This window comes from Acinetobacter sp. FB (assembly GCF_056033405.1).
The window spans coordinates 3,210,904-3,236,277 of the sequence record NZ_CM148502.1; the positions used below are offsets into that span (position 1 = coordinate 3,210,904).

The following is a 25,374-nucleotide window of genomic DNA, read 5'->3' on the forward strand; positions in this document are numbered from 1 at the left end:
AAAATGTCTTTCGCAAAAATTTACACGAGGGGTTTATTGGGTTTACATGCCCCTCAAATCGAAGTTGAAGTTCATATCAGTTCAGGACTCCCCTCCTTAACCATTGTAGGTCTAGCAGAAGCCGCTGTAAGGGAAAGTAAAGATCGAGTTAGATCAGCAATTATCAACAGTGGTTTCTTGTTTCCAACCAAACGTTTAACGATTAACTTAGCACCTGCAGATCTTCCCAAAGATGGCTCCCGCCTAGATTTACCGATCGCACTAGGAATTTTGATTGCTTCAGGTCAACTTCCTGAAAATTGTACTGAAGGATTTGAATTTATTGGTGAACTTGCATTAGATGGACATTTACGCCCTGTTTCGGGAATATTACCAATTGCGATGGCTTGCCAACAAGCCCAACACCGCTTATTGGTTCCTACTAATAATCTAGAAGAAGCCAATCAACTCCCTCAGTTTGAAGTTTATGCTGCTAAGCATCTGCAAGACGTATGCGCACACTTTTTGGGCACTTCTCATTTATCAGCGTCGCCCAAACATGAAAATTTAACCACTGCTCAGTATCAATTTGATCTTGCAGATGTCAAAGGTCAATTACGTCCTCGTCGTGCACTAGAAATAGCAGCAGCGGGTGGACATTCTTTACTTTTCAAAGGTCCACCTGGCACAGGTAAAACATTACTGGCTTCTCGGCTACCTTCTATTTTGCCACCACTTAATGCTCAAGAAAATTTAGAAGTCGCAAGTATTTATTCGGTTGCAAATGCTCAGCATACTTTTGGACAACGACCTTTCCGTGCACCACACCATACTGCGTCAGCGATTGCATTAGTTGGAGGTGGTTCACAACCTAAACCAGGCGAAATTACGCTTGCACATTTAGGCGTATTATTTTTAGATGAATTACCTGAATTTGACCGCAAAGTTTTGGAAGTTCTCAGACAACCTCTAGAGTCGAAAGAGATCGTCATCTCTCGTGCGGCAAGACAAATGACATTCCCAGCAAATTTTCAATTTATTGCAGCAATGAATCCATGTCCTTGTGGCTACGCATTTAATCAAGATAGCCGCTGCCAGTGCTCAGTAGAAAATATTCAGCGCTATCAAAATCGTATCTCAGGTCCATTATTAGATCGTATTGATTTACATATTGATGTGCCACCTTTACAGACCAAAGAACTACAAGATCAAAGTCCGACAGAAAGTTCTACAATTGTGCGACAACGCGTGATGAAAGCTTATGATAAACAAATGTTAAGACAGCAATGTTTGAATCAGGCACTTTCTCCAAATTTGCTAGAACAATATGCTCAATTAGATGACAATTCAGCCAAAATCATCGAAATGGCTCAACAGCGACTTAATCTCTCAGCACGCGCCTATCATCGTGTACTTCGTGTTGCACGAACCATAGCAGACTTGGCCGAAAGCGATATCATTTTAACAACCCATTTAACAGAAGCCTTGTCTTATCGAGGCTAAATAGAAAATTACATGAATCAAAAATTGCCTTTATTAAAACTAAAACCTAGCGACATTGAACATGGACTGAAAGTCGTCAATCGTACGAAACGTTTCATTGTTTTTGTTACTGTCTTATTACATGGCGGCGAAGCACTGATTTTTCCATCGCAAAGTCGTTACTCAGGTCAACAAATTAAGCAAGGGAGAGGTATTGTTTTTTATAATGGGGTTGACTCTGCATGGCAAGCAGCTCTCGGTAATGGTGAAGACTGTATTATTATTAATGACATTACTCCATCACAAGCATCGTTGTTACTTGAAAAATATCATGCTCTCTTAGGACAAAATAAAAATCTGAACTTACAAAGTATTAAGACGCTTTTAGCATACGCCAAACAAGAATTGAACATTATTGATTTTTATAATAAACGTGCATCCAGTGTATTAAGGGATACTAAAATTATTGATGAAAATAATCCATTCTTTATGGAAGTAACCAAACAAGAAGTTCACAAAGCATTATATATTCCCCATGGATTTATATTTGATGGTCCCGTCCAACAAGTATACCCTCAAGGAGCAGTGATGGTGAGTGATAAGAAAAGATGTTGGGGTGTAGGAACAGATGTATTTCTAAGGGGTTATCGAAAAATAGAAAATGGCAAAGAATACAATTTAATAAGTATTGAAAATGATTTTGGAGAAAGGTTTACTTTCTCCAAATAATCAACCCCATATAAAAAGGCTGAGATATTGCTCAACCTTTTTATTAAATAAAATCTTTTTAAAAAGTGTAACCTAAACCCAAAACCACTTTATTTTTTTGCTTTGTTTCATCACGAGTATAGCCACCAAAGATATAGTCTAGGCTCCAAGTTGCACCAGTATTACCTAAAGGATGTGACAATCCAAGAGTTGCGTGACGGAAAGCAAAATCTGTTTTGGTAACATCTCCTGCTTTGGCTTGGTAAGCTAAATACTCATCATCATCGCCATAATAATAGGCTGCTAATTGAGCTTTACCCGTAAAACCACCAGCTAATTTTGGTGCATATGTTGCTAGGAAATAAGTATCACCTTTATTTCCAAAAGTGACATTATTTAATAAAGTTTGGGCTGTAATACTCAAATCTTTATAACTTAAGCCTAGAATGGTTTCATACCCTGTTGATTCCCAACCTGGATAATAGTAATAAACCGTACCACCAATTTGATAACCAAGATCATCTGTAATCTTACCTTTATAACCAGCATATAAATCATTTTCAAATGACTTCTTATCTTCGTTTACATAAGTCGGTGAGGTATTTAAATCTGCATATGCAGCAGTTAAGGTCGAAAACCAGTATCCCAAATAGAATCCACTATCATGCGTATAATCAAGTCCACCTTGTACTGCAGGTGTATCACTTTCAGGTGAATTTGTCATACCACGTAGATTATAACTAGATACTACGTTTACATTGCCTGTAATCGTTCCTGGAAATGGTAGCTTTGTTTCTTCAGCCAAACTTAAAGTTGATGCTGTAAATACCATCGCTAGAACTGTAGCCTTGCATGCAAATTTCATCATATTGATTTCCCCCATTATTTAGATATTCAACTGATTTATGTTCTAAATTGCATCATGATGAAATTTGCAAATGCTGTGCCAAAAGTAGAATTTAAATTTAAATTAAATTCAACCTATTGATTATAATTATATTTTAAATATATTTATTTTTATTTTTCTATTAATCAATCAACCGCCCACGACAAGCATGCGATAATAAAATGCATCTTTAAATATAGAGGTGCACATAATTAGTACCTATTTTGAATATAAAGTTTTCGTTTTTTCTTTTCTAACAATGAATAAAAAAAGCCAGCATATACGCTGGCTTTTTTTATTCATTGTTAATATTAAAATGCTTTGGTCAGGGTAAATACGGCACCTGTTTCAGTTCCACGCTTATATGGTTGATCATTTGCATCAATATTAGTACCAATGGCAGCTAGTTCAGCCGTTAAACCTGAAACTGATTTAACTGAGTATGTTACACCAACTTTCCAGTCAACATAGTTGTCATCCTCGCTAGCATTATCGCTAAAATCATATTTGTCGGCTTTCGTATAACCAACGCTCGCAACACCACCAAAACCAGCAGCAAACGGTACATTATAAGTTGCATTTAAGTACCAAGCATTTTCACTTAGACCAACAAAGTCATTTGTATAGTTAATACTTGCCAAGAAGCTATCACCAGAAGTTACAACTTCTTTAAACCCTAGTTTTGCATATAGCTCAAGCCAATTTGAATCAGATGAACTTGGATAACCGTAATACCAAAGACCAACATCTAATGTTGGCTTGCCAGCAAACGGTAATTCAGTTGCATAACCGACATATGGATCCAACTCTAAATGTGCTTTTGGATTTACATCACCAAAATTAACATTTGAACCCCATACACCAGCATAAAGACCAGAAGAGTGAGTTAGAGCAAAACCACCTTGAACTGCTGCATCATTTTCAGTTTGGGTAACACCACGATAGCGATAATCTGTAGTCAGTGCCGCAGTGCCTGAAAAAGTAAGACCATTTTGAGACAAAGTGTTTGCTTCTTCTGCCATAGCAAAAGTCGAAGTCACAGCAAAAATACTTAACGCGATCGCCTTACATGCAAATTTCATCATATTGATCTCCCCCATGATGGATATTCGACTGAATTTATGTTTTAAGTTGCATCATTATGTGAATAGCAAATGCTATGCCAACTTCTTTAAAGCACTATAAAACCTAGGTTTGATGTCATATCTTTGTCATGAAATATATAAAGAGAATAAAAAAGGGCTATTTAAGCGTTTTAAAATAGACTTTTTGATCCATTTTTAAGCAAAAAATAAGATTAGTAATTAAACCGCACAAAAACAATGCAACAACAATGCTCAACAATCGATCATTGTTAAACAATTAAAGTTTTGGCTTAAAAAACGGGGAAAATTCGCACAACATAAGTGCAACTTCTAAAAAACGAGCGCTTTTTGGTACAAAAATTTTACCACTTATCGGGATGTCATTTTTTGCAAATCAACCCAATCATTTTTTAATCAATTACAAAATAACTTATTAAAATAGAAAAGAAATTATCAAATATAATCACATATTTTAAAAAGAAAATATCAAAAAATAATCAACTTTAATTACAGTAATAAGATAATATTATTTAAATATAAATCAGTTATTTAATTTTAATTTATCTATTTTTTATACAAGAATAAAAACAAAAAATCTTATCCTAATTTTGTGTAAATTTAATTAAAATATTTTAATAAAAATCTATCTTTTTTATGCATAACTTATACAATTGGTCAAAATTTCGGATTCTCCCAAAATTTGTTATTTTATGAGGCTACATATGCCAAAGGCACAAAAACTTACTTTAGCGGTTTTGATCAATGCCGCGTTAATCACCTCAACATATGCTAGCGAACAAAGCGAAGCAAAAGGATTTGTTGAAGATGCCAATGGGGATGTTTTATTCCGTACTGGTTATCTAACTCGTGATAAGAAAAATGGTGTTGAAGACACTAGTTCATACGCACAAACAGCTATGCTCAAACTCGACTCAGGTTTCACTCAAGGGGTCGTGGGTTTTGGAGCGGGTATTATTGGTGATGCCTCTTTTAAACTAGGTTCAAACCATAATGCTGGTAATGGCATGATCCCACGTGAACGCCTAAATGGTGAAGATGGCACGGGTGATACATATGATCACTGGACACGTGGTGGCGGTTATGTAAAAGCACGCGTTTCTAACACAACTGTAACTTACGGTACACAAATTCTAGATTTGCCAGTTCTTGCAAGCAACACTGCACGTTTAGTACCTGAATATTTTGAAGGTGTTTTAGCAAACAGCCGTGAAATTAAAGGTTTAGAAGTTACTGTTGGTAAATTTACCAAGAACCAATATTCTGACCAGATTACATCTGATGGTAATCAATTAGATAGCGCTGTAGTTTGGGGCGCTAAATATAAAGTAAACGATCAATTGAATACGGCCTATTATGGTACGGATATTAAAGATCGTTTAGAGCGCCATTATGCCAATGTGAACTATAAACAAGCATTAGCAAATAGTAGTTCATTGACCTATGATTTCAGTGGTTACCATACCGATTGGGATCGTCAAGCGAATAAGAGCTTATATTCTTATATCGGTTCAGCAAATGATGAATACCAGAACTCAATCTGGGCAATTTCAACAACATACAATACTGGTCCACATACAGTCATGTTCGCTTACCAACAGAACAGTGGTAATGCAGGCTATGACTATGGTTTAGGTCAAGGTGTTGGTGATGGTCATCAAACAATTTACTTACCAAATTCATATCTTTCTGACTTCATTGGTAATGGTGAAAAATCAGCGCAACTGCAATACAATTTAGACTTCGGTAGCTTTGGTGTACCAGGTTTAAGTTGGACAACTGCATTTGTATATGGTTGGGATATTAATACCAACGCATCAGTTAAAGATTTGAGTGGCAACGTGATTGAACGTGTTCGCACAGCAGACAATGCAACTGAACGTGAATTCTTCAACCAAGTGAAGTACACAGTTCAATCTGGCTTTGCTAAAGATGCAAGTTTACGTGTACGTCATTCATATTATCGTGCAAGCGATGAATACCAATCTGGTTACATCGGTGATACCAACGAATGGCGTATTTGGCTTGATATTCCTGTGAAATTTTTCTAATTCGTAGCAATTCAAGCAATAAAAAACTCCATTCAACTGAATGGAGTTTTTTTATTGCGCTCAACTTTAAAACATAAAATTAAGCTAAATCTGAAACTTATTTTTTAGCAGCTTCGATTGCTTTCAATACTTCAGCTTTTGCAACATCAGCACCTTCCCAACCACTGATTTTTACCCATTTACCAGGCTCTAAATCTTTATAGTGAGCAAAGAAATGCTCAACTTGGCTAATCAATAAAGGAGGAAGATCTGTATATTCTTTCACATCTTTATAGAGAGGAGATAACTTCTCATGTGGAACTGCGATGAGTTTCGCATCGATACCACCATCATCTTCCATTTTTAATTTACCTACTGGGCGGCAACGGATTACTGAACCCGCAGCAACAGGATGTGGAGTTACAACAAGTACGTCTAATGGGTCACCATCTTCAGATAATGTATTTGGTACATAACCATAGTTAGCTGGGTAAAACATTGCTGTACCCATGAAACGGTCTACAAATAACGCATCAGAATCTTTATCGATTTCGTATTTGATTGGCGCTGCATTTGCAGGAATCTCAATGATGACATAGATGTCATTTGGTGCGTCTTTACCCGCAGGAATATTGCTATAACTCATATCAACACTCGTTTATCTTGTGAACTTAGATGTAAATCCGACAGATTATAGCGTGAATACCATAAAAATGATGCTAGATATGCTGAGCGTTAATGAATTTTATACTCAACATCGATTTAGGTCAGTTTAATCGTAATCACAAACAGTAAAATTGGACAAAATATTGAAAAAAACCAAATAATCGAACGTAAAGTGGCTAGATTCGCTAAATAACAGATACCATAAATAATGCGAAATACGATATACGCCCAGCCTAAGCTCAGAATAAATTTCTCAGGCACAACCATATATTCGGCCATTAAAATTGCAGCGATAAATAAGGGTAAACTTTCAAAACTATTCTGTTGTACTGCATTGGCTCTGGCAGCTAGACCTGTCGTTTTCGCCAAAAATTCACGCGGATTCTGATTATCCTTTGCTTGGAAGCCACCTTTTGCTTTTGCAATTAAGGTAAAAACATATGGCAATAAACACGCAACGATAAGAATCAATATAATGCCGCTAATACCTTGCATGCTGATATCCATCATTTGAAGTTCTTGTGATCATGCTATCATAACTTATAATTTATCAAACTTTCATTTGTGCTTGTTCAACAAGCACTGCTTTTATATATTCTGCTAGTTTTAAAAGTAGTTTTCTTTGATTCAATCTCAAGGTCATGTTATGCCAGCTCAAGATCAAAACAAATTGTTTGATGTTCTTGCTCAACAACGACAGCATCAGCTTTTAGTTGACCGCGTTCTCAAAGTAGTGTTGCCCGTCATCGCATTTCTACTCAGCGTGATTTGTGCAAACTACAATTGGCAATCTACGCTTGGCACCTTTGTCATTCTCATTATTGCTTTTTATGCTGTGGGGATTTACCGCTTAACACTTTGGTATTGGCTAATCGTTATTGTGCTATATACCCTTATTGACAACTACTTTAGCTTTAATGCTATCAATCAAACCCGATTATTTTTTCAACTAATATCCATGGTCGTTTTTGTTGGCATTGTCGGTATTGGAAGGCCTTATATCGATCGTTGGTTGATGAAATCAAATAATACTCAATAAGCCCAAATAAAAAAACGCCACAATAGCGGCGTTTTTTTATTTCCAATAGCTCCCTTTTTTAAACGGAGGCTAAGTGGAATTCTTAAGCTGGTTTACGTAAATCTTTACGTAAGATCTTACCTACGTTAGATTTTGGTAGATCATCCATAAACTCAACATAACGTGGGCATTTATAGCCTGTTAAGTTTTGTTTTGCATAAGCAATAATTTCTTCAGTTGTTAATGAAGGATCTTTTTTCACGATGAATAATTTAGGCACTTCACCTGATTTTTCATCTGGCACACCAATCGCAGCAACTTCCAATACTTTTGGATGCTTCGCAATCACTTCTTCAATTTCACTCGGGTAAACGTTAAAGCCTGAAACCAAGATCATATCTTTTTTACGATCTACAATTTTGAAATAACCACGTGAATCCATGATACCAACATCACCAGTACGGAAGAAACCGTCTTTGGTCATGACTTTCTCAGTTTCATCAGGACGATTCCAGTAGCCTTTCATTACCTGTGGGCCACGAATCGAAATTTCACCCTGCTCACCAAGTGCCACTTCATTACCATCATCATCAAGTAAAGCAACTTCAGTTAATGGTAATGGGATACCAATCGTACCACTGAACTCTGTTGTTGCAGGCGGGTTTGCTGTCGCCACTGGCGATGTTTCAGATAAACCATAACCTTCGATAATGATGGTACCTGTTACTTTTTGCCAAGCAGCAGCCGTAGATGGCAATACAGCCATACCACCACCCATTGCCATCTTCAATTTGCTATGGTCAAGCTGTTTGAATTCTTCGTTATTCACTAAGGCATTAAACAAGGTGTTTACTGCTGGGAAGAAAGAAGGCTGGTATTTACGTAATTCACCAACGACTGCTGGTAGGTCACGTGGGTTCGGAATCAAGATATTCGCTTGACCTTTATACATACCGTAAAGCGCACACACCATGAATGCAAAGATGTGATAAAGCGGTAACGCACACACGATACGATCATCTTTAGAACCGTCACCTGTGCCAAACTTACTTGAGAAAATACCATCACATTGTAATAGGTTAGAAACCAAGTTACGGTGTGTCAACTCAGCACCTTTAGAAACACCTGTCGTACCACCTGTATATTGCAGTACAGCAGTATCGCTTAAGGTCAAACTTGGACGTTTATAATTGCTTGGATTCGCTTTACCTAGCGCTGCATTAAATTTAATGTGGCCAGGAATGTTCCATGCTGGAATTTGTTTACGTACTTTACGTAAAACGAAGTTTACAATCGTACCTTTCAGTGTACCGAGCATGTCACCGACAGAAGCAACCACAACATGTTTCACTGGTGTTTTACCAATAATACTTTGATAAACACTAGCAAAGTTTTCGATGATTACAAGAGCTTCTGCACCAGAGTCATTTAACTGATGCTCAAGCTCACGTGAAGTATAAAGCGGGTTTACATTGACCAATACTAAGCCCGCACGGAATACACCTAGAGCAACTACTGGATATTGAAATACGTTCGGCATCATCACCGCAACGCGTGTCCCTTTAGCCAAACCAAGGCCTTGTAAATAAGTAGCAAACTTACGGCTAGCGACTTCTAATTCATTGTACGTTAAAACTTTATCCATGAAGATAAAGGCATCACGTGAACCAAATTTTTGGAAATTGCGTTCAAAAATATCAACAAGTGAGGTGTTTTCAGCAGGCAGCGCAACTGTTTCTGGAATTCCTGTCTTTTGGTATTCTGCAAACCAAATCTTTTCCATAATGCCATTATCTCCGAGTAGTAATCCTTAAAAATGTAACGACGTTACTTTCCATGACAAAACTTTTTTTTAACTTTTGGAATTGCCCTGTCAATCTATTCAAATAATATGAATACCTTGTCATATATAACGTATTTTTATCACAGAATACTAGCCTTATCTCTGAATGAGGAGTCTATTTGCTTTTTGATATCCCCGTGGTAAAAGTTGCCCCTTTGTTGCTCTTTTTCCTATATATTTTTGGAGATCATCCCCTTTCAGTTTTAGGTGTTGTTGTCCTGCAGCGACTTGGATTATTTCATCTAAACCTAGGGTTGTCATGGATAAAATTTGCTCTTTTTCATCAAGTTGTATCAACTTGTTACCTTTACCTTTATTCAAAACAGGTAATTCAGCCAAATCGATGATCAGTAAGCGCCCTGATGAACTGAGAATTGCAACATGTGTGGCTTGTTGAATTGGCAGTAAAGGTAAAGCGGTTGCATTATCTGCTACTGTCAAAAAGGCTTTACCTGCTTTCGCATTGGTATCTAACTGCGCCGCTTGCGTTTTAAATCCATATCCATTTGAACTGACAGCAAGTAACTCATTACTGTCCTCATCAACAAATACTTGAATAAATGACACGCCACTGGCTGGTGCAAGTTTCGAACTCAATGGCTCGCCTAAGCCACGTGCAGAAGGGAGACTACTAATCGGCAGCGCATAACTCCGCCCTGTTTCATCTAAAAAGTAGACTCGTTGATTGGTTTTTCCGACTGCATGACTCAAATATTGATCACCCGCACGGAAATTTAGATTTGCTGCATCAACATCACCGCCTTTAGCGGCTCTCACCCAGCCTGCTTCTGATAAGACCACAGTTACCGTTTCCGCAGGCATTAAATCTTGTTCTTTGATTTGTACCGCATCTGCACGAGTAACAATCGGTGAACGGCGATCATCACCGAACTTTTTCGCGTCTTCTTTTAACTCACCAATAATTAAATTTTTCAATGATTCAGGATTTGCCAGTTGCTCGCGAATAATGGCAGCTTTTGCTTCCAGTTCTTCTTGTTCACGGCGGATTTCCATTTCTTCAAGTTTAGCCAAATGACGAAGCTTGAGCTCCAAAATTGCCTCAGCCTGAATATCATCAATCCCAAAGTGCTGCATCAAAACAGGTTTTGGTTGATCTTCTTCACGAATAATCCGAATTACAGTATCAATATCTAAATAAGCAATTAAAAGGCCTGCCAAAATATGCAAACGTTTTTCAATTTTAGTTAAATGGTATTGCAAACGACGTGTTACGGTTTGCTTACGGATCTCAATCCATTCCAACAAAATACGGCGAATCGATTTAACTTGTGGACGACCATCTGCGCCAATCATATTCAAATTAACGCGATAGCTTGATTCTAAATCAGTAGTTGCAAATAAATGGCTCATCACCGTTTCAGCATCTACACGATTAGAACGTAATACAATGACTAAGCGTGTTGGATTTTTATGATCTGATTCATCACGAATATCTGCCACCAAAGGTAACTTTTTCGCAATCATTTGATCTGCAATCTGAGTGACGACTTTTGAACCTGAAACTTGATAAGGCAGCTCAGTAATCACGATCTCATTTTTTTCGACCGTATACACTGCACGCGCACGATAGCTACCACGCCCTGTGGTTTGAATTTTTAGTAATTCTTCTGGCGGTGTAATAATTTCAGCTTTGGTCGGTAAATCGGCGGCTGGAATATATTCTGCTAATTTTTCATCAGTGGTTTCAGGATTACGAATCAGTGCAATCGTACCTTTGACCACTTCACGTAAGTTATGCGGTGGAATATCAGTTGCCATCCCCACTGCAATGCCCGTCGTACCGTTCAGTAGGATATTGGGAATCCTTGCAGGCAAAGTAATCGGTTCTTTCATCGAACCATCAAAGTTATCTTGCCATTCACTTGTCCCTTGTCCAAGCTCACTCAGTAATAATTCACTATAAGCAGACAATTTGGCTTCGGTATAACGCATTGCAGCAAATGACTTAGGGTCATCAGGTGAACCCCAGTTGCCTTGACCTTCAATCAATGGATAACGGTAGCTGAATGGCTGTGCCATCAACACCATCGCTTCATAACAAGCTGAGTCACCATGCGGATGATATTTACCAAGTACATCACCAACAGTACGGGCTGACTTCTTCGGCTTACCTGTCGATTTTAAACCCAGCTCACTCATTGCATAGACAATACGACGTTGTACAGGTTTTAAACCATCGCTGATATGCGGCAGTGCACGATCCATAATCACGTACATGGCATAATTTAAGTAAGCTTGTTCTGTGAATTCGGCTACGGAGCGGTTTTCGGTTGCATGATGTGCAAGGCTGGTCATTTCAGCAAGTCATCCAAAATCATTGTTATCGTCAATGCTTTGTATGCTATGTGGATGAATGCCTTGTGACAACCCCTTGTTGTTGTTTAAACGTCAAATGGTGTCTTGTTCGGAGAATTTGTAATTGAATAAGGTACTGAACCAACTTTCAGCTATCAAATCAGAGACTTTCTCTGAATAATCTCATTTTAACTTGATCAATATTCAAGATTTGCAAGGAGGTCAATTGATTATTAAAACCAAAACCAAAACCGAAATTACAATCACGCACATATTCAATTGTATTTTCTAAAGGTAAAAATACGAGTTCAATATAATTTTTACCCATGAATAATTGGAACTCTGTATCAGATGTATCCTTAAACCTGCTAGAAAAATCATCCAAATCATACGACCAAGATGACACATCAAAAATTGGTAAATATACTTGTGCTAAATCACTAGAAAACAAATTCTTCCCTGTTTGAATCAGATTATGACAACTAAAGCTAACTAACGTAATTGTTGATAATTCACCAGTCTTTAAAAGGCCGATTTCAACTAAAGACGTATGGCCATTACCGCCCCTCCAATACATATCTGGAGATTTTTCATTGAAATGAATATCAAAGGGTACGTAACCATCAATTTCGACCGAATGCTGGCTATAGGCATTGATAGCAATTTTTTTTAACATCTAAATTCTCATAAAAAAGAGCTAATAATATGTATCTATCAGCTAGTACGGCTCATAAATTGCCATAAACTACGATATATTCAGCATTGCTTAATTGGTCACGCCACCAACTGATTAAAGCTTTTATAAAATTTTCTACGACTAAATTATTCGTTGGAATTTTTAGCATCGCATTTAAGATAGCTGTACAAGTATGATGATCTAGGTAGTTATATCCACATACATCAAAACTGGTTTTTGAAAGCGAATTATCTAGTTGGTCGACAGAGCAAGCTATTTTAAAAGCATCTAAAACATAATCAAAATCATGCACTGGAATAAAAAAATCATTTGAACTCGTTTTACTACCTTCAGTTTCAGCCCAAAGAATAAAACCTATTTCATTCTTGATTTTTTGTTGATTTTCACGTGTTGTAAGGAGCATAACTTGTGACTGGATTTTTTTAATCGCCTTTTCAACATTGAAATTACAACATTGATAGGTATCTTGGGCGACCGAGCTTTGACATTCAGTGGCTTGAATCACTTTTTCAATATTATCTTGATGGAAATTAATTATTGCGGCAGGTACATCATTTTGGTTTTCTTTTAAAAGCTTTATCGCATATGTAAGTGGAATAGAGAGTTCTTTTCTTATTTGCTCAATTTTCTCTCTATCCATTTTAGTCTCAATGCTCATCTGTTGAAGAAGCAGATTCCGCATCATCTTCTTTATAAATAAATTTCGGCATTTCCAAACCAAAATAAATTGCGATTACACGTAAAGTAAAACCAAATACTAAAGTGAAAATCACAGTCAAATCATGAGGTAAACCAATTTCCAAACACACCCAATAGCAGATGACTGCAACAAAGGAGATACTGGCGTACAACTCACGGCGGAACACTAAAGGCACATCATTACAAAGAATATCTCGTAGGATACCGCCTGAAACTCCCGTTAACACGCCTGCCACGGCAGAAACTACAAAACCATGCCCCATCGATAATGCAATTTGACAGCCAATAATCGTAAAACCAATTAAGCCCATAGCATCAAGCAATAGAAACACGCTACGTAAATGTTTCATCCATTTAGCGATAATAATAGTGACAAACGCAGCGCAACAAGTCAGAACCAAATATTCAGGATGTTTGACCCACGTTAAAGGATAATGGCCTAGTAAAACATCTCGAACAGAACCACCACCTAACGCGGTCACACAAGCAATCAGTGTTACCCCAAACCAGTCCATACTACGTCGTCCTGCTGATAACGCCCCTGTCATCGCTTCCGCAGTAATGGCAATAATATAAATCACGGTGAGTAACATCTGCCGACATCCCTAAATCAGGCATCAAAGTGTGCGCTATTTTAAGACAAACTTAGATGAATTGTGCACAACATTGTTTAAATTTTTTCCCCGAACCACAAATACAGGATTGTTTCATTGTTATTTGAATATCCAAGGTTGGATCAAGAAAGTACCAGTGTTGTTGATGCAAAACAAAATGTGAAATTTCATGATGAATATGCGCCTGTTTGTTACCCTGATTTTTATCACAATAATGAGCTTTGAACTCGACCAAGGCATGGGTTTTATCCAGTTTTGGCTGGTGCTGCACGACTTCTAATTTTAGCCACTGATTGGATTGACTCCAATCTGCAATCGCATCTCGATCCAAAGCAGCTTGCTGCCCCAAAGCGGTAGTTCCCACAATATAATCAATCTGTTGTAAAGCAAAAGCACTGTAACGCGAACGCATTAATTGCTCTGCATTTTGAGCAAATTGTTGTTTCAAATGCAAAGGCTGGCAACATGTTACATATAGCCCATTTCCACATGGGCAATTGTCTGTCAATGTCATTTCAATACTCAAATAAAAATAGCCTTGAGCAAAACTACCGCAATCACGATCGTAAAGCTCAAAGGCTATTTAAAACAAACTTAATTATTTATCGGCTAACTTTTCTTTGGCAATAATACGCACTTTTTCAATTTTGTGCCCATCCATTGTAACAACTTCAAAGCGATAGCCATCAGCTTCAACCATTTCCCCATTTTCAGGTAAACGACCTAAATGGAATAACACATAACCAGATAAAGTTGAATATTCTTCACTTTCATCAACCAGATCTTTACCTAATAACAGTGATACATGGCGAATGTCAGTGGAACCTTCTAATAACATTGAACCATCATCTAAACTGGCAGCCACAGCTTCCAATTCGTCTTCATCAGGGAACTCACCCGCGATCGCCTCTAATACATCTATCGGCGTTGCAATACCCTCGATAGAACCATATTCATTTAAAACGATGGCAATTTGTAATGGAGCCTGACGTAACTGTTCCATCACCATTAATACTTGTGCATTTTCATGCACAATCACAGGCTCACGTAAGTGTTTACTGAAATCAATTGCACCTGTTTCAATATATTCATTCAGCACTTTATGCGTTAAAACAACACCTTCAATATTGTCTAACTCACCACGCGCAATAATCAACCGCGAATGGGTCATTGCCATTAAACGTTCTTTCAACTCTGCAGGATCAGCGTCTAGATCTAACCATTCTAATTCAGGACGCGGCGTCATCACAGATTTCACAGGACGCTCAGATAAGCCTAGAACACCCTGTACCAATACGCTGTGATAGACGCCATTATCTTCGTCAAAAACTTCTTTGGCATAGGCTTGAGTCGCTAAAACATCTTCGGCTTCTTTATTTTGGCCTTCACTACCATTACCTTTACTGCCCAACATACGTAATACCGCAGAAGCTGTGCGATAACGTAAATCAGTCGTCGTCACCAATTTCTCTTGATTTCGGCGCATGGTCTGATTCACGATTTCGACTAAGACAGAGAAACCAATCGCAGCGTACAAGTAACCTTTCGGAATATGGAAACCAAAGCCCTCAACTACTAACGAGAAACCAATCATCATCAGGAAGCCAAGACACAGAATCACGACCGTTGGATGTTTATTCACAAAATCCATCAGCGGTTTGGATGCCCAAAGCATAATACCAACAGCAATAATCATTGCCAGCATCATGACACTTTGATGCTTCACCATACCAACCGCAGTAATCACACTATCTAAAGAAAAGACGGCATCCAAAACGACAATCTGAACAATCACCATCCAAAAAGTCGCATGTACAGGATTTTCTTCTTTCAGTGTTTGGTGACCCTCGATTCGTTCATGTAACTCCATCGTACCTTTGAAGAGTAAGAACACACCACCAAATAGCAAAATCAGATCACGACCAGAAAAGGCATGGTCAAAAATATGGAATAGTGGTTCAGTTAGAGTCACAACCCATGCAATTGCAGCAAGCAATCCTAGACGCATGATTAAGGCGAGAATCAAACCAACTCTACGAGCAGCATTACGTTGTTCTGGTGGTAGTTTTTCTGCCAAGATTGCAATAAATACTAGGTTATCAATACCTAGGACGATTTCAAGCACCACCAATGTGGCTAAGCCAACCCATGCAGAAGGATCAGACATCCATTCAAAAATCATTGATGTGACTCCTCTGCAAAATCAGCAATATCGTTATGAAGTTGAAATTTTAAAAGGTCGGCACAAATAGCCAAAACATTTTTTTTAGGAAATAAGAACAAAGCGGAGCGACAACAACCACTACTCATAGAGGTACATAAATTAATAAAAGGATTTTCAGTATAGGCAAGATTGCAGTGAAATTCATCTTTTTTATGTGCTTGTTGTTTTCAAATTTTTTCTAAAATTCATAATATTGTTTTGTACGTAAAGTGTGCATAAAACTGTCATAAAAGTCATTTAACCTAGACAAGCACAATGAAAATGATAAGGTGAAAATAAACCGAATGAATAGTGTATTTAGAATGACAGATAAAAAAACCATTTCTTCTACTCCCAAAAAAACCACCCAATCTCTTATTGCTTTATATTGCGGTTCTCGTACAGGTAACAAACCCATTTATCGAGATAAAGCCATCGAGCTTGCTCAACACATCGCAAATCAAGGTTTTGGAATTGTCTATGGCGGGGCGAGTATTGGCTTAATGGGGCAAGTTGCAGATACTGTATTGGAACATAGCGGTGAAGTAGTCGGTGTAATTCCTGAGTTTATGTTGGACTATGAAATTGCACACAATAAATTAACAGAGCTTCATATTGTTGAGACCATGCATGAACGTAAAGCATTGATGGCGGAGCGTGCCAGTGCTTTTATTGCTTTACCTGGTGGTTTGGGTACTTTTGAAGAGATTTTAGAAATAGCTACTTGGGGCCAACTCAATCAGCATCAAAAACCGATGATTATTTATAATGTAAATCATTTTTATGATGCCTTGATTGCTCAACTAGATCATGCTGTTGAAGAAGGATTTTTACCTCCTCAACATCGTGCCAAAGTGATTATTTGTGATTCGCTTGAACAAATTACCAATGTAATTAAAAATTTGAATAGTCCTACACGTATCGAAGTTTAAAATACTCAGCATAAAAAAACGGATCAAATTGATCCGTTTTTTTATGCCAAGAGTTTATTGAAGATTAACTTGGTAAACAGCCGTTGAACCACTGACTTCATTACCAACCACGAGCAATGGCTTACCATTTGGGGAGTCTTTTGCAGAGACAAAGATCAACCCCTCAGGTCCTAAATCACCCTGCTGCGCAATAGCTGTTTCTACAAAGTTACGGGTCGTAAAATATTCAATAAACTTAGGTTTATTCGGCGTAGTGATGTCATACGCCATGATACCACTCATACGTTCCAAACCAATAAAAGCAAAGGTTTTCTTCCCGATTGTCCCCACAGTAATACCTTCTGGTTCTGGGCCTTTGGCAGCACTTCGCTTATCAAAAGTGACTTCTTCATGATCACTATTAAAATATTTAGGGAATAACTCTGCTATTTTCTTTTCAAATTCGCTGCCTGAATCCCAAACAAGTTGACCTTGGGTATTCCAGATACTAAATGAACGCGCACCATAGGCATAGAGTTTGTCATAAACCAGATAACCATCTGCATCCAGTTTTGGTGTACCGTCTTGATTCATTTGGTATCCTTTGGTCCACGTCACTTTTAAACGACCTAATTGACTATCTTCACGACAGCCTTTTGCATCTGTTGTCGTTGCGCCACAATAACCAAAAGTTGATGCATTTAATCGTGCACCTTTTACGCCTACAGCTATTTTCTGTAAATGCGCTGGATACTCATCTTTGACTTTATTGGTAAAGCCACTACTCTTAAACAGATCTTTAACGCGAATTTCTTCTACAAAGCCCTTACTGGTATCACCACCAAAATATGCCTCAGCGTCTTTTAACCAAGCTCGTGAATCCCCTTCATTGGCAGTCACCAAATAAGTTTGGCCATTCACCTGATAATTCGCAATCGAATCTGGTTGATACATTCCCACTAAACCTGCCCACGGTTTGATATTAATAATTCCCTTATCTTTATCTTTGGTATCAATAACACCATCACCATTACAATCTGTTTTTGGATCACAATCCCGATCACTCACATCTAAAGCATTCTCAACCAAACTATGGTCTTTATAGCCTAATGGATAAATATCGGTGACTTTCTGTTGCGCGATATCTATTCTCGCAATTGCATTATTTTCTTGTAACGTGACCCAAGCGGTTTTGCTATCTGCTGAAATGGTTATATATTCAGGTTCTAAATCTTGAGCAACGCTGGCATTTGGACCAAAGATACGTACTCCTTTGGCCAATAAATCTGACTTTTGATTATTCCATGCACTAAAACCTGCCACACTGGCTTTAGGTTGTTGAATATTGCTGATATCAATAATGCTGATTGAACCTTCAGGATCAACCGAATAATCATCATTCGGTTCTGCTTCATTTGCGACTAAAACCGTTTTAGCATCTGGACTAAAAGTCAGCATATCAGGTAAAGCACCCACACTCACTTTGCTAATAAAACTGAGATCTTTGGCATTAAAAAATACCACCATTCCTGCATCCGTTTTATTCTCAGCTTGTACTGCAATCGCAACAATGCCATTTTTCACAGCAACACTATTTACTTCAGAATTTGCTAAATACGTTCGTGCTGAAAGCTCTGCAATGTGTACAGGCTGTGCTGGTTTAGATGCATCTAAAACATCGACTAAACCTTTTTGTGCATTGACTACAAATAAGCGTTTACTTGCCGCATCATACGCAGGAATCTCAGCTGCACTTTTAACAAACACCTTGGTTTCATAACGCCCTAACAAACTTAACTTAATTGTTTCAGGCGTTGCTTCTACAACCTCTGTTGAGCTCGTAGCGTTATCATTCTCATTACAGGCAACCAACCCGACAGACAACAATGTTGTCAATAAAACTGAAATCTTAAATTTCATCATCAAATTCCATACCCTTATTTTGTATGGTTAATTTAGTGATTTGAGATGCAAGTTCGATGACACTTTAATGTCAGTTACATGACCACTCTTTGACAATTTTGGTCTTTATTTCCAATAGGGTTGCATTAAACTAGAACCGATTTCTTATGTGTCAGAACTCATGACAACGACAACACACCAAGCTGTACAGCCCGAATTTCGATGGTTGGTCATATTGGTTTCGATTGGCTTTTTTATGCAAGCCTTAGACACCACCATCGTGAATACTGCAATACCAGCAATGGCGATTCAACTGAATGAAAATCCATTACAAATGCATAGTGTGATTGTCGCCTATGTATTATCTGTTGCAGCCTGTATTCCCTTAAGTGGCTGGTTAGCCGATCGTTTTGGGATTCGTAATATTTATCTCAGCTCTATGGTGGTTTTCAGCCTGGCCTCATTAGGATGTGGCTTATCGCAAAACCTAGAACAACTGTTGTTTTTTCGTGTGATTCAAGGTATCGGCGGTGCATTACTGATGCCTGTAGGTCGTTTGGCATTATTAAAGCTGATTCCACGCTCCCAATTTCTTTCAGCCATGAGTCTCATGAGTTTGGCAGGGCTAATCGGTCCACTGATGGGACCTACATTAGGCGGTTGGTTAGTTGAAGTCGCAACATGGCATTGGATTTTTCTGATTAATCTTCCGATGGGTATTCTCGGTATGATCATGACATTTAAAATCATGCCCAATCAAAAAGAGCCGACGGTGAAAACTTTCGATTTCAGCGGTTTTATCTTATTAATGGTCGCGATGGTCGGCTTATCCTTAGGCATTGAAAATATGGCCTCCTCACAATATTCAAATCTTGTGAGTATCAGCCTATTGTTGATTGGTATAATTGCCACAGTTAGCTATGCCTATCATGCGCATACCCATCAAAATGCGCTATTTCATGGACGGTTATTCCGTTACAAAATCTTCTCGATCGGTGTATTAGGTAATTTCTTCGCACGTTTGGGCAGCAATGCTATTCCTTTTATTTTACCTTTGATGTTACAAGTTGCCTTTGGCTTTGAACCTTTCATTACAGGATTAATGATGATTCCATTGGTCTTGGGTTCATTATTTTCGAAACCAATTATTCGTCCATTAATTCAACGTGTAGGGTATCGTCGTTTTCTACTCACCAATACCATCTTGGTCGGATTATGTATTGCGAGCTTCTCATTAATGACAGCAGTTACCCCACTGTGGTTGAAAGTCTTACACTTGTTTATTTTTGGTACATTAAATTCGCTACAGTTTGTAGGCATGAATACGCTCACCCTCAAAGACTTGCCTCAACACGATGCTAGCAGTGGCAATAGTTTTTTATCAATGATTATGATGCTGTCTATGAGTATTGGTGTCGCAATGGCAGGCACATTGATTAATCTATTCAGTCAGCACTTTTCAACGACATCGATTAGCAGTGCTTTCCATACCACATTGATTACACTGGGTTGTATTAACATCATTACTGCGATCATCTTTTGGCAGATCCCGAAAGAAACTACGGATGAGAGCTAAAATTTTAATAAGATGAAAAAGAATAAGGAAACATGAGATGATTATTCCAAAGTATTGGGCTGAAGCGAAAACAAAAACAAAATTTGAAGGAAAACAGTACACCATCAAACGCTTTGGTTGGTCAGATCAAAGCCTTGAGGCAGCGCAAATACATGCTGAACAACGTGTTATAGCAGCGATTGAGCAAATAAAAGTAGATCAAAATATTCGCAGAATCGATCATAAAGTTGCCTATAACGGTGCTGAAGGTCTCCCGATCCGAGAAGAGATTGTTGCACAACATAATGATGTGATTATCACGCGCAACACCTATGGGGCTTTATGTTTAAATACACCTGATGTGTTATTTGCAGATATTGATTTTATCTATCATCCTAGCTCTAAACTTTACATGACGGTATTTTTTCTATTACTGGTTATCTCAAGCTTGTGCGCTGTCTATTTTAGTTCGTGGCTCATCTTTGGGCTTGGGTTCGTAGTATCACTATTATTGCCGCCCTGGATCAGTAAATGTTTGTTCAAACTGCAATCGAAATTCACTGGAACGCCAGAGCAACAGGCCTTAGAGAAAATTAAAACTTTTTCTCAACATCATCCTACATGGCATTTACGTGTTTATCGCACACCAAAAGGTTATCGTGTTTTGGTGATGCATCAAACCTTTGAACCTCGAGGTGAGGATGCGCAGACCTTATTTCATGCTATTTATGCCGATCCGCATTATGATCTGATGTGTCGCAATCAAAATTGCTTCCGTGCACGAATTAGCCCTAAACCGTGGCGCATTGGGGTTGAGCGTTTACGCCAAGGTGTTTGGCCTGTCAAGGATGAACGCTTAGCACAACGAGAAAGTTGGGTACGGCACTACGAGCAACATGCTAGACATTACGCTTCATGTAGATTTATAAAACAATTCGGTAGTCAAACGATTCATGAGAAAGCAAAACGAGTACAATCGCTGCATGACGAATACTGTAAATCTAGCACTCAACTCGATATTGCATAGTACAAAACCTCATTATGGCAAAGAAAATACCGAAGTATCCTGTCTCTCAGCATTATCCAGCACTGACTAGTATTGCTTTAACAGTGATGCTCGGTATCGTCAGTTATTTTGGATTGTTCTATCAACAAAAAGCCGTAGCACAAGACTATTCAATCCGTGGATTTGATGTATCACATCATCAAGGTGAGATTAACTGGAAAAAGATCTCTCCGATGCAATACCAATTCGTGTATCTCAAAGCCACCGAAGGTGGCGATTTCAAAGATCAAAATTTTCAGCAGAATTGGCTCAAAGCACGTGAAAGAGGTTTACATGTCGGTGCGTATCATTTCTACCGTCTCTGCCGTGATGGCACCGTTCAGGCTGAAAATTTTATCGCTACTGTGCCAAAGAAAGCAGATGCCTTACCGCCTGTGATTGATCTTGAATATGATAGTAATTGCATTAATACCTATACCAAAGAGCAGTTACTCAAAGAAATTCAGATCATGAGTGATCAACTCCATAAACATTATGGCAAACAACCTATTTTTTATATTTCCAAGACTTTTTACCACATTGTCTTGATGGGTAATTTTAGCAATACCCCATTATGGGTGAGAGATTATGAGGGTAAACCTGAATTAAAAGATGGACGACAATGGCTCTTTTGGCAACATAGCCAAAGTGGAAACATAGATGGAATTCCCAAACCTGTTGATCTGAATGTCTATGCAGAGTCACCGAAACAGTGGAGAATCTTTTTAAAACAACAAGGCATCGTAGATGCCAAGTGAACTGCGCAAAATCATCCACATTGATATGGATGCCTTTTATGCATCGGTCGAACTCAGAGAACGCCCTGATCTCAAAAACTTGCCTGTAGTGATTTCATCACACCACCCTCGTGCTGTAATTGCTGCAGCATCCTACCCCGCTCGCGTATTTGGCCTACGCTCGGCGATGTCGATGGGACAAGCCAAAAAACTCTGCCCACAGGTTATCGTGATTGAGCCTAATTTTGAAAAATATCGTGACGTCTCAGCACAAGTTCATCAGATATTCCAACAATACACCCCTCTGATTGAACCACTTTCATTAGATGAAGCTTATTTAGACGTGACTGAGAATCTAAAAAACATTCCGAGTGCGACTGAGGTCGCTGCACACATTCGTGCTGATATTTTTGCGGTGACAGGACTCACTGCGTCCGCTGGTGTAGCTCCCAATAAATTTTTGGCAAAGATCGCCTCTGATTGGAACAAACCTAATGGTTTATTTGTGATAAAACCCCATCAGGTACTCAATTTTATTCAGGATTTAGCCCTCAATAAAATTCCAGGGGTCGGTAAAGTCACTCAAGAAAAATTAAGTCAACTAAATTTACACACGCTCGGTGACCTACAAAAAATAGAAGAAAATATACTTATTCATCATTTTGGCAAATACGGAAAACAACTGTATTTATATGCTCAAGGGATTGACCATCGTCCCGTCAAAGCTGAGCGAGAACGCCAACAAATATCAAAAGAGATCACTTTTGATGATGATTATACACTTGAACAATGTCATCACACTTGGCAACCCCTAGCTGGGCAAGTATGGCGTAGTCTAAATAAAAAACAATTAACTGCTCGAGGAGTCAATGTAAAACTTAAACTTAAAAACTTTCAGGTTTTACAACACAGTAAAAGCTTCAAACAAGCACTACAATCTGAACAAGACTTAGCACAAGTCATCTTTCAACTACTGAATGAAATGCATATTGACCCGACTTTTCAATTCCGCTTAGTCGGTGTTGGCGTCTATCAATTACAACTCATGCAACAAGAATCTCAACTTTCTTTATGGTAGTGGCGTTTTTTTACACAAAAGCATATCCCAAACTAAAATTTATGTTTGCTTTTTATGCGGTTTTCAGTACTCTAGGCGGCGCGGTAACATTATCCTTGTTGCTTGCCCTTGCTAAAGAAATCCTCGCTTTTAGCATTTGCTCCTGTGGTTAGCGTGACGATCAAATCCGAATATTACAGGGCACTTCAGGTGTCCTTTTCTTATTTATCTTTTATAAAAATTCTCAACATTAGTTCTCTCGATCCAGACTTCAGTTAAACTAACATCATAAAATTAGAAAATATTGATTACTGATTATTATGAATCAAAAACAAATTCTCTGTATTGAAGACGAAGCCGCAATTGTGTTGCCACTACGTTATGCGCTTGAACGTGAAGGATGGAGTGTCAGTTGGGCAAATACAGGAACGCAAGCACTCGATTTACTCTCTCAACAGACTTTTGATTTTATTATTTTAGATGTAGGTTTACCTGATCTCAATGGTTTTGAAGTCTGCAAACAACTGCGTAAAAAATATCAAACACCTTTATTATTTTTAACCGCTCGCGATGATGAAATTGATCGAGTTGTCGGTTTAGAAATTGGTGCTGATGATTATTGTACCAAACCTTTTAGCGCACGTGAAATTGTGGCAAGAATTAAAGCAATATGGCGCAGAATGGAAGTGCAAACGCAAAATATTCCACCACAACCACCAACCATTCAAACAGAAATTAGTCTACACTCAGCTACATGGATATGTAATCCACAATCTCTACAAATTCAATATCATGGGCAAATGCTGCAACTGACGCGATATGAATATCGTTTGTTATTTTTACTGATTCAGCATCCAGAACAAGTGTTTAGCCGTCAGCAACTCATGGATCATATTTGGGAACATCCTGAGCATAGTTTGGAACGAACAGTGGATACGCATATTAAAAGTTTAAGGCAAAAGCTTAAACAGATTACCCCCGATGATCCTATTCGAACGCATCGAGGGTTTGGGTATAGTTTAGTTCAAAGTTGATTAAATACTACAGTCATTCCTATTTAATTTTATTTTAGTTGCTTCAGTATTATCTGAATAATAATATTTAAGATTGATTTCACCGCCTTTATCTAAAAGGTCTTTCATTTTTGTATCAGCGCAGACACCTTTTATAATTTGTGGAACACCATTAACTTCTATCCAATTAGAAGGTAGATCATTCGATGTAAAATGGATTAATCGATAGATAAAAGTTAGTTGTTTATCTTTCGCAATTACATCTTCTAAACTTGTTTCTCTATCTACCTTCATAGGTAGTTTATTTTTCATCATATTAGCACCTAAAGATAATTGTAAAGCCAAATCATCTTTAATGCCTTTCTCACATAAGTTCTTTGGTGAAACTGTAAAATATTCTTCTGTAATATAAAGTTTTTTATCAGCTTTTCTTGAAACAACCATATAATAATCTGCATCAGAGTAACAATCTTTATTACTATATTTCGTTGCTAATATTTTTGCAGAATCTGTATTTCTAATAATTTTCACATTACTAAAATTCGTTTGATAGGCCATATTTCTTAGAATATCTATATTTTGATTCACTAGTTCTTTTAATTTTTTACCAGACATGCTCATTGTCCGCTCTATACCATCGGCTGAAATTTCTTTTGAATGAACTTTTGCATCATCTGCATACATTTCTAGCCCGTCAAGATTCATCATATTAGATAATTGCTCATACTTTTTTAAAAACATCATATATTCTTGGTCTGGGTTAATTGCAAAGCAGCCTGAGCTACATAAGAAACTAAAAATAAAGATTATCTTATTCAAAATTATTTCCTTAGCTTTATCATTTGTAAAAATTATAGTAATAAATATTAATGTGCTCACAATTATTTTTCAATTTAGCAACGCTATTTAT

23 protein-coding genes are annotated in these 25,374 nt (G+C 37.9%); 10 read left to right on the forward strand and 13 right to left on the reverse strand.

The features are described from left to right. Positions 1-3 precede the first annotated feature (3 nt). Both AC0JIQ_RS15290 and AC0JIQ_RS15295 read left to right on the forward strand, forming a co-directional pair. Entirely contained in the window at positions 4-1,482 is a 1,479-nt protein-coding gene (locus AC0JIQ_RS15290) for a YifB family Mg chelatase-like AAA ATPase (RefSeq protein WP_474202130.1), read from the forward strand. 12 nt (positions 1,483-1,494) lie between these two features. After that, positions 1,495-2,190 (forward strand): hypothetical protein, encoded by a 696-nt coding sequence (locus AC0JIQ_RS15295; RefSeq protein ID WP_474202131.1) that lies wholly within the window; start codon positions 1,495-1,497, stop codon positions 2,188-2,190. A gap of 58 nt (positions 2,191-2,248) precedes the next feature. On the opposite strand, the gene AC0JIQ_RS15300 is transcribed toward AC0JIQ_RS15295, so the two are convergent. Together AC0JIQ_RS15300 and AC0JIQ_RS15305 are read right to left on the reverse strand one after the other, a co-directional pair. Beyond that, complete coding sequence (locus AC0JIQ_RS15300; protein ID WP_474202132.1) at positions 2,249-3,037, reverse strand: TorF family putative porin; 789 nt, start codon at positions 3,035-3,037, stop codon at positions 2,249-2,251. Between the two features lie 329 nt (positions 3,038-3,366). Next, positions 3,367-4,140, reverse strand: a complete 774-nt coding sequence (locus tag AC0JIQ_RS15305; protein WP_004659454.1) for a TorF family putative porin — start codon at positions 4,138-4,140, stop codon at positions 3,367-3,369. Positions 4,141-4,862: 722 nt separating this feature from the next. Here AC0JIQ_RS15305 and AC0JIQ_RS15310 point away from each other — a divergent pair. After that, positions 4,863-6,209, forward strand: a complete 1,347-nt coding sequence (locus tag AC0JIQ_RS15310; RefSeq protein ID WP_474202133.1) for an OprD family outer membrane porin — start codon at positions 4,863-4,865, stop codon at positions 6,207-6,209. A 97-nt stretch (positions 6,210-6,306) separates the two neighbouring features. Here the strand turns inward: AC0JIQ_RS15310 and ppa are convergent, their stop codons facing one another. Beyond that, positions 6,307-6,834, reverse strand: coding sequence for an inorganic diphosphatase (ppa, locus tag AC0JIQ_RS15315; RefSeq protein ID WP_046737873.1), 528 nt, complete (start codon positions 6,832-6,834; stop codon positions 6,307-6,309). A 116-nt stretch (positions 6,835-6,950) separates the two neighbouring features. Next, complete coding sequence (locus AC0JIQ_RS15320; RefSeq protein WP_005218756.1) at positions 6,951-7,349, reverse strand: MAPEG family protein; 399 nt, start codon at positions 7,347-7,349, stop codon at positions 6,951-6,953. Positions 7,350-7,500: 151 nt separating this feature from the next. On the opposite strand from AC0JIQ_RS15320, the gene AC0JIQ_RS15325 reads away from it, so the two are divergent. Beyond that, positions 7,501-7,893 (forward strand): hypothetical protein, encoded by a 393-nt coding sequence (locus tag AC0JIQ_RS15325; protein WP_474202134.1) that lies wholly within the window; start codon positions 7,501-7,503, stop codon positions 7,891-7,893. Between the two features lie 82 nt (positions 7,894-7,975). Here AC0JIQ_RS15325 and AC0JIQ_RS15330 read toward each other — a convergent pair whose 3' ends face one another. From AC0JIQ_RS15330 to AC0JIQ_RS15360, 7 genes are all read right to left on the reverse strand, one after another. Next, entirely contained in the window at positions 7,976-9,655 is a 1,680-nt protein-coding gene (locus tag AC0JIQ_RS15330) for an AMP-binding protein (RefSeq protein ID WP_474202135.1), read from the reverse strand. 156 nt (positions 9,656-9,811) lie between these two features. After that, on the reverse strand, positions 9,812-12,031 hold the full coding sequence (parC, locus tag AC0JIQ_RS15335) for a DNA topoisomerase IV subunit A (protein ID WP_474202136.1): 2,220 nt from the start codon (positions 12,029-12,031) through the stop codon (positions 9,812-9,814). A 160-nt stretch (positions 12,032-12,191) separates the two neighbouring features. Continuing rightward, complete coding sequence (locus AC0JIQ_RS15340; RefSeq protein WP_346511810.1) at positions 12,192-12,707, reverse strand: hypothetical protein; 516 nt, start codon at positions 12,705-12,707, stop codon at positions 12,192-12,194. A gap of 52 nt (positions 12,708-12,759) precedes the next feature. Beyond that, entirely contained in the window at positions 12,760-13,368 is a 609-nt protein-coding gene (locus AC0JIQ_RS15345) for a hypothetical protein (RefSeq protein WP_346511811.1), read from the reverse strand. Between the two features lie 7 nt (positions 13,369-13,375). After that, a complete protein-coding gene (locus AC0JIQ_RS15350) occupies positions 13,376-14,020 on the reverse strand; it encodes a trimeric intracellular cation channel family protein (RefSeq protein ID WP_004659470.1) in 645 nt (214 codons plus the stop codon). 52 nt (positions 14,021-14,072) lie between these two features. Further along, positions 14,073-14,555, reverse strand: coding sequence for a YchJ family protein (locus tag AC0JIQ_RS15355; RefSeq protein ID WP_474202137.1), 483 nt, complete (start codon positions 14,553-14,555; stop codon positions 14,073-14,075). Between the two features lie 84 nt (positions 14,556-14,639). Beyond that, the gene (locus AC0JIQ_RS15360) at positions 14,640-16,223 is read right to left on the reverse strand and encodes a TerC family protein (RefSeq protein WP_004659474.1); all 1,584 of its coding nucleotides are present in this window, start codon (positions 16,221-16,223) and stop codon (positions 14,640-14,642) included. Between the two features lie 326 nt (positions 16,224-16,549). On the opposite strand from AC0JIQ_RS15360, the gene AC0JIQ_RS15365 reads away from it, so the two are divergent. Further along, a complete protein-coding gene (locus AC0JIQ_RS15365; RefSeq protein WP_474202138.1) occupies positions 16,550-17,176 on the forward strand; it encodes an LOG family protein in 627 nt (208 codons plus the stop codon). Positions 17,177-17,230: 54 nt separating this feature from the next. On the opposite strand, the gene AC0JIQ_RS15370 is transcribed toward AC0JIQ_RS15365, so the two are convergent. Next, positions 17,231-19,075 (reverse strand): choice-of-anchor I family protein, encoded by a 1,845-nt coding sequence (locus AC0JIQ_RS15370; protein WP_474202139.1) that lies wholly within the window; start codon positions 19,073-19,075, stop codon positions 17,231-17,233. 163 nt (positions 19,076-19,238) lie between these two features. Between AC0JIQ_RS15370 and mdtD the strand changes: the two genes are divergently transcribed. From mdtD to creB, 5 genes are all read left to right on the forward strand, one after another. Beyond that, positions 19,239-20,633: a multidrug transporter subunit MdtD gene (gene mdtD / locus AC0JIQ_RS15375; RefSeq protein ID WP_474202140.1), complete on the forward strand. Its 1,395-nt coding sequence runs from the start codon at positions 19,239-19,241 to the stop codon at positions 20,631-20,633. Between the two features lie 37 nt (positions 20,634-20,670). Next, positions 20,671-21,639 carry a hypothetical protein gene (locus AC0JIQ_RS15380; RefSeq protein WP_474202141.1) on the forward strand — a complete coding sequence of 323 codons (969 nt, stop codon included), beginning with the start codon at positions 20,671-20,673 and terminating at the stop codon, positions 21,637-21,639. A gap of 14 nt (positions 21,640-21,653) precedes the next feature. Further along, complete coding sequence (locus tag AC0JIQ_RS15385) at positions 21,654-22,415, forward strand: glycoside hydrolase family 25 protein (RefSeq protein ID WP_474202142.1); 762 nt, start codon at positions 21,654-21,656, stop codon at positions 22,413-22,415. Between the two features lies 1 nt (position 22,416). Further along, entirely contained in the window at positions 22,417-23,472 is a 1,056-nt protein-coding gene (dinB, locus tag AC0JIQ_RS15390; protein WP_474203278.1) for a DNA polymerase IV, read from the forward strand. 296 nt (positions 23,473-23,768) lie between these two features. Then, complete coding sequence (gene creB, locus AC0JIQ_RS15395) at positions 23,769-24,485, forward strand: two-component system response regulator CreB (protein ID WP_474203279.1); 717 nt, start codon at positions 23,769-23,771, stop codon at positions 24,483-24,485. Here creB and AC0JIQ_RS15400 read toward each other — a convergent pair whose 3' ends face one another. Next, positions 24,486-25,343 carry a hypothetical protein gene (locus AC0JIQ_RS15400; protein ID WP_474202143.1) on the reverse strand — a complete coding sequence of 286 codons (858 nt, stop codon included), beginning with the start codon at positions 25,341-25,343 and terminating at the stop codon, positions 24,486-24,488. Positions 25,344-25,374 lie beyond the last annotated feature (31 nt).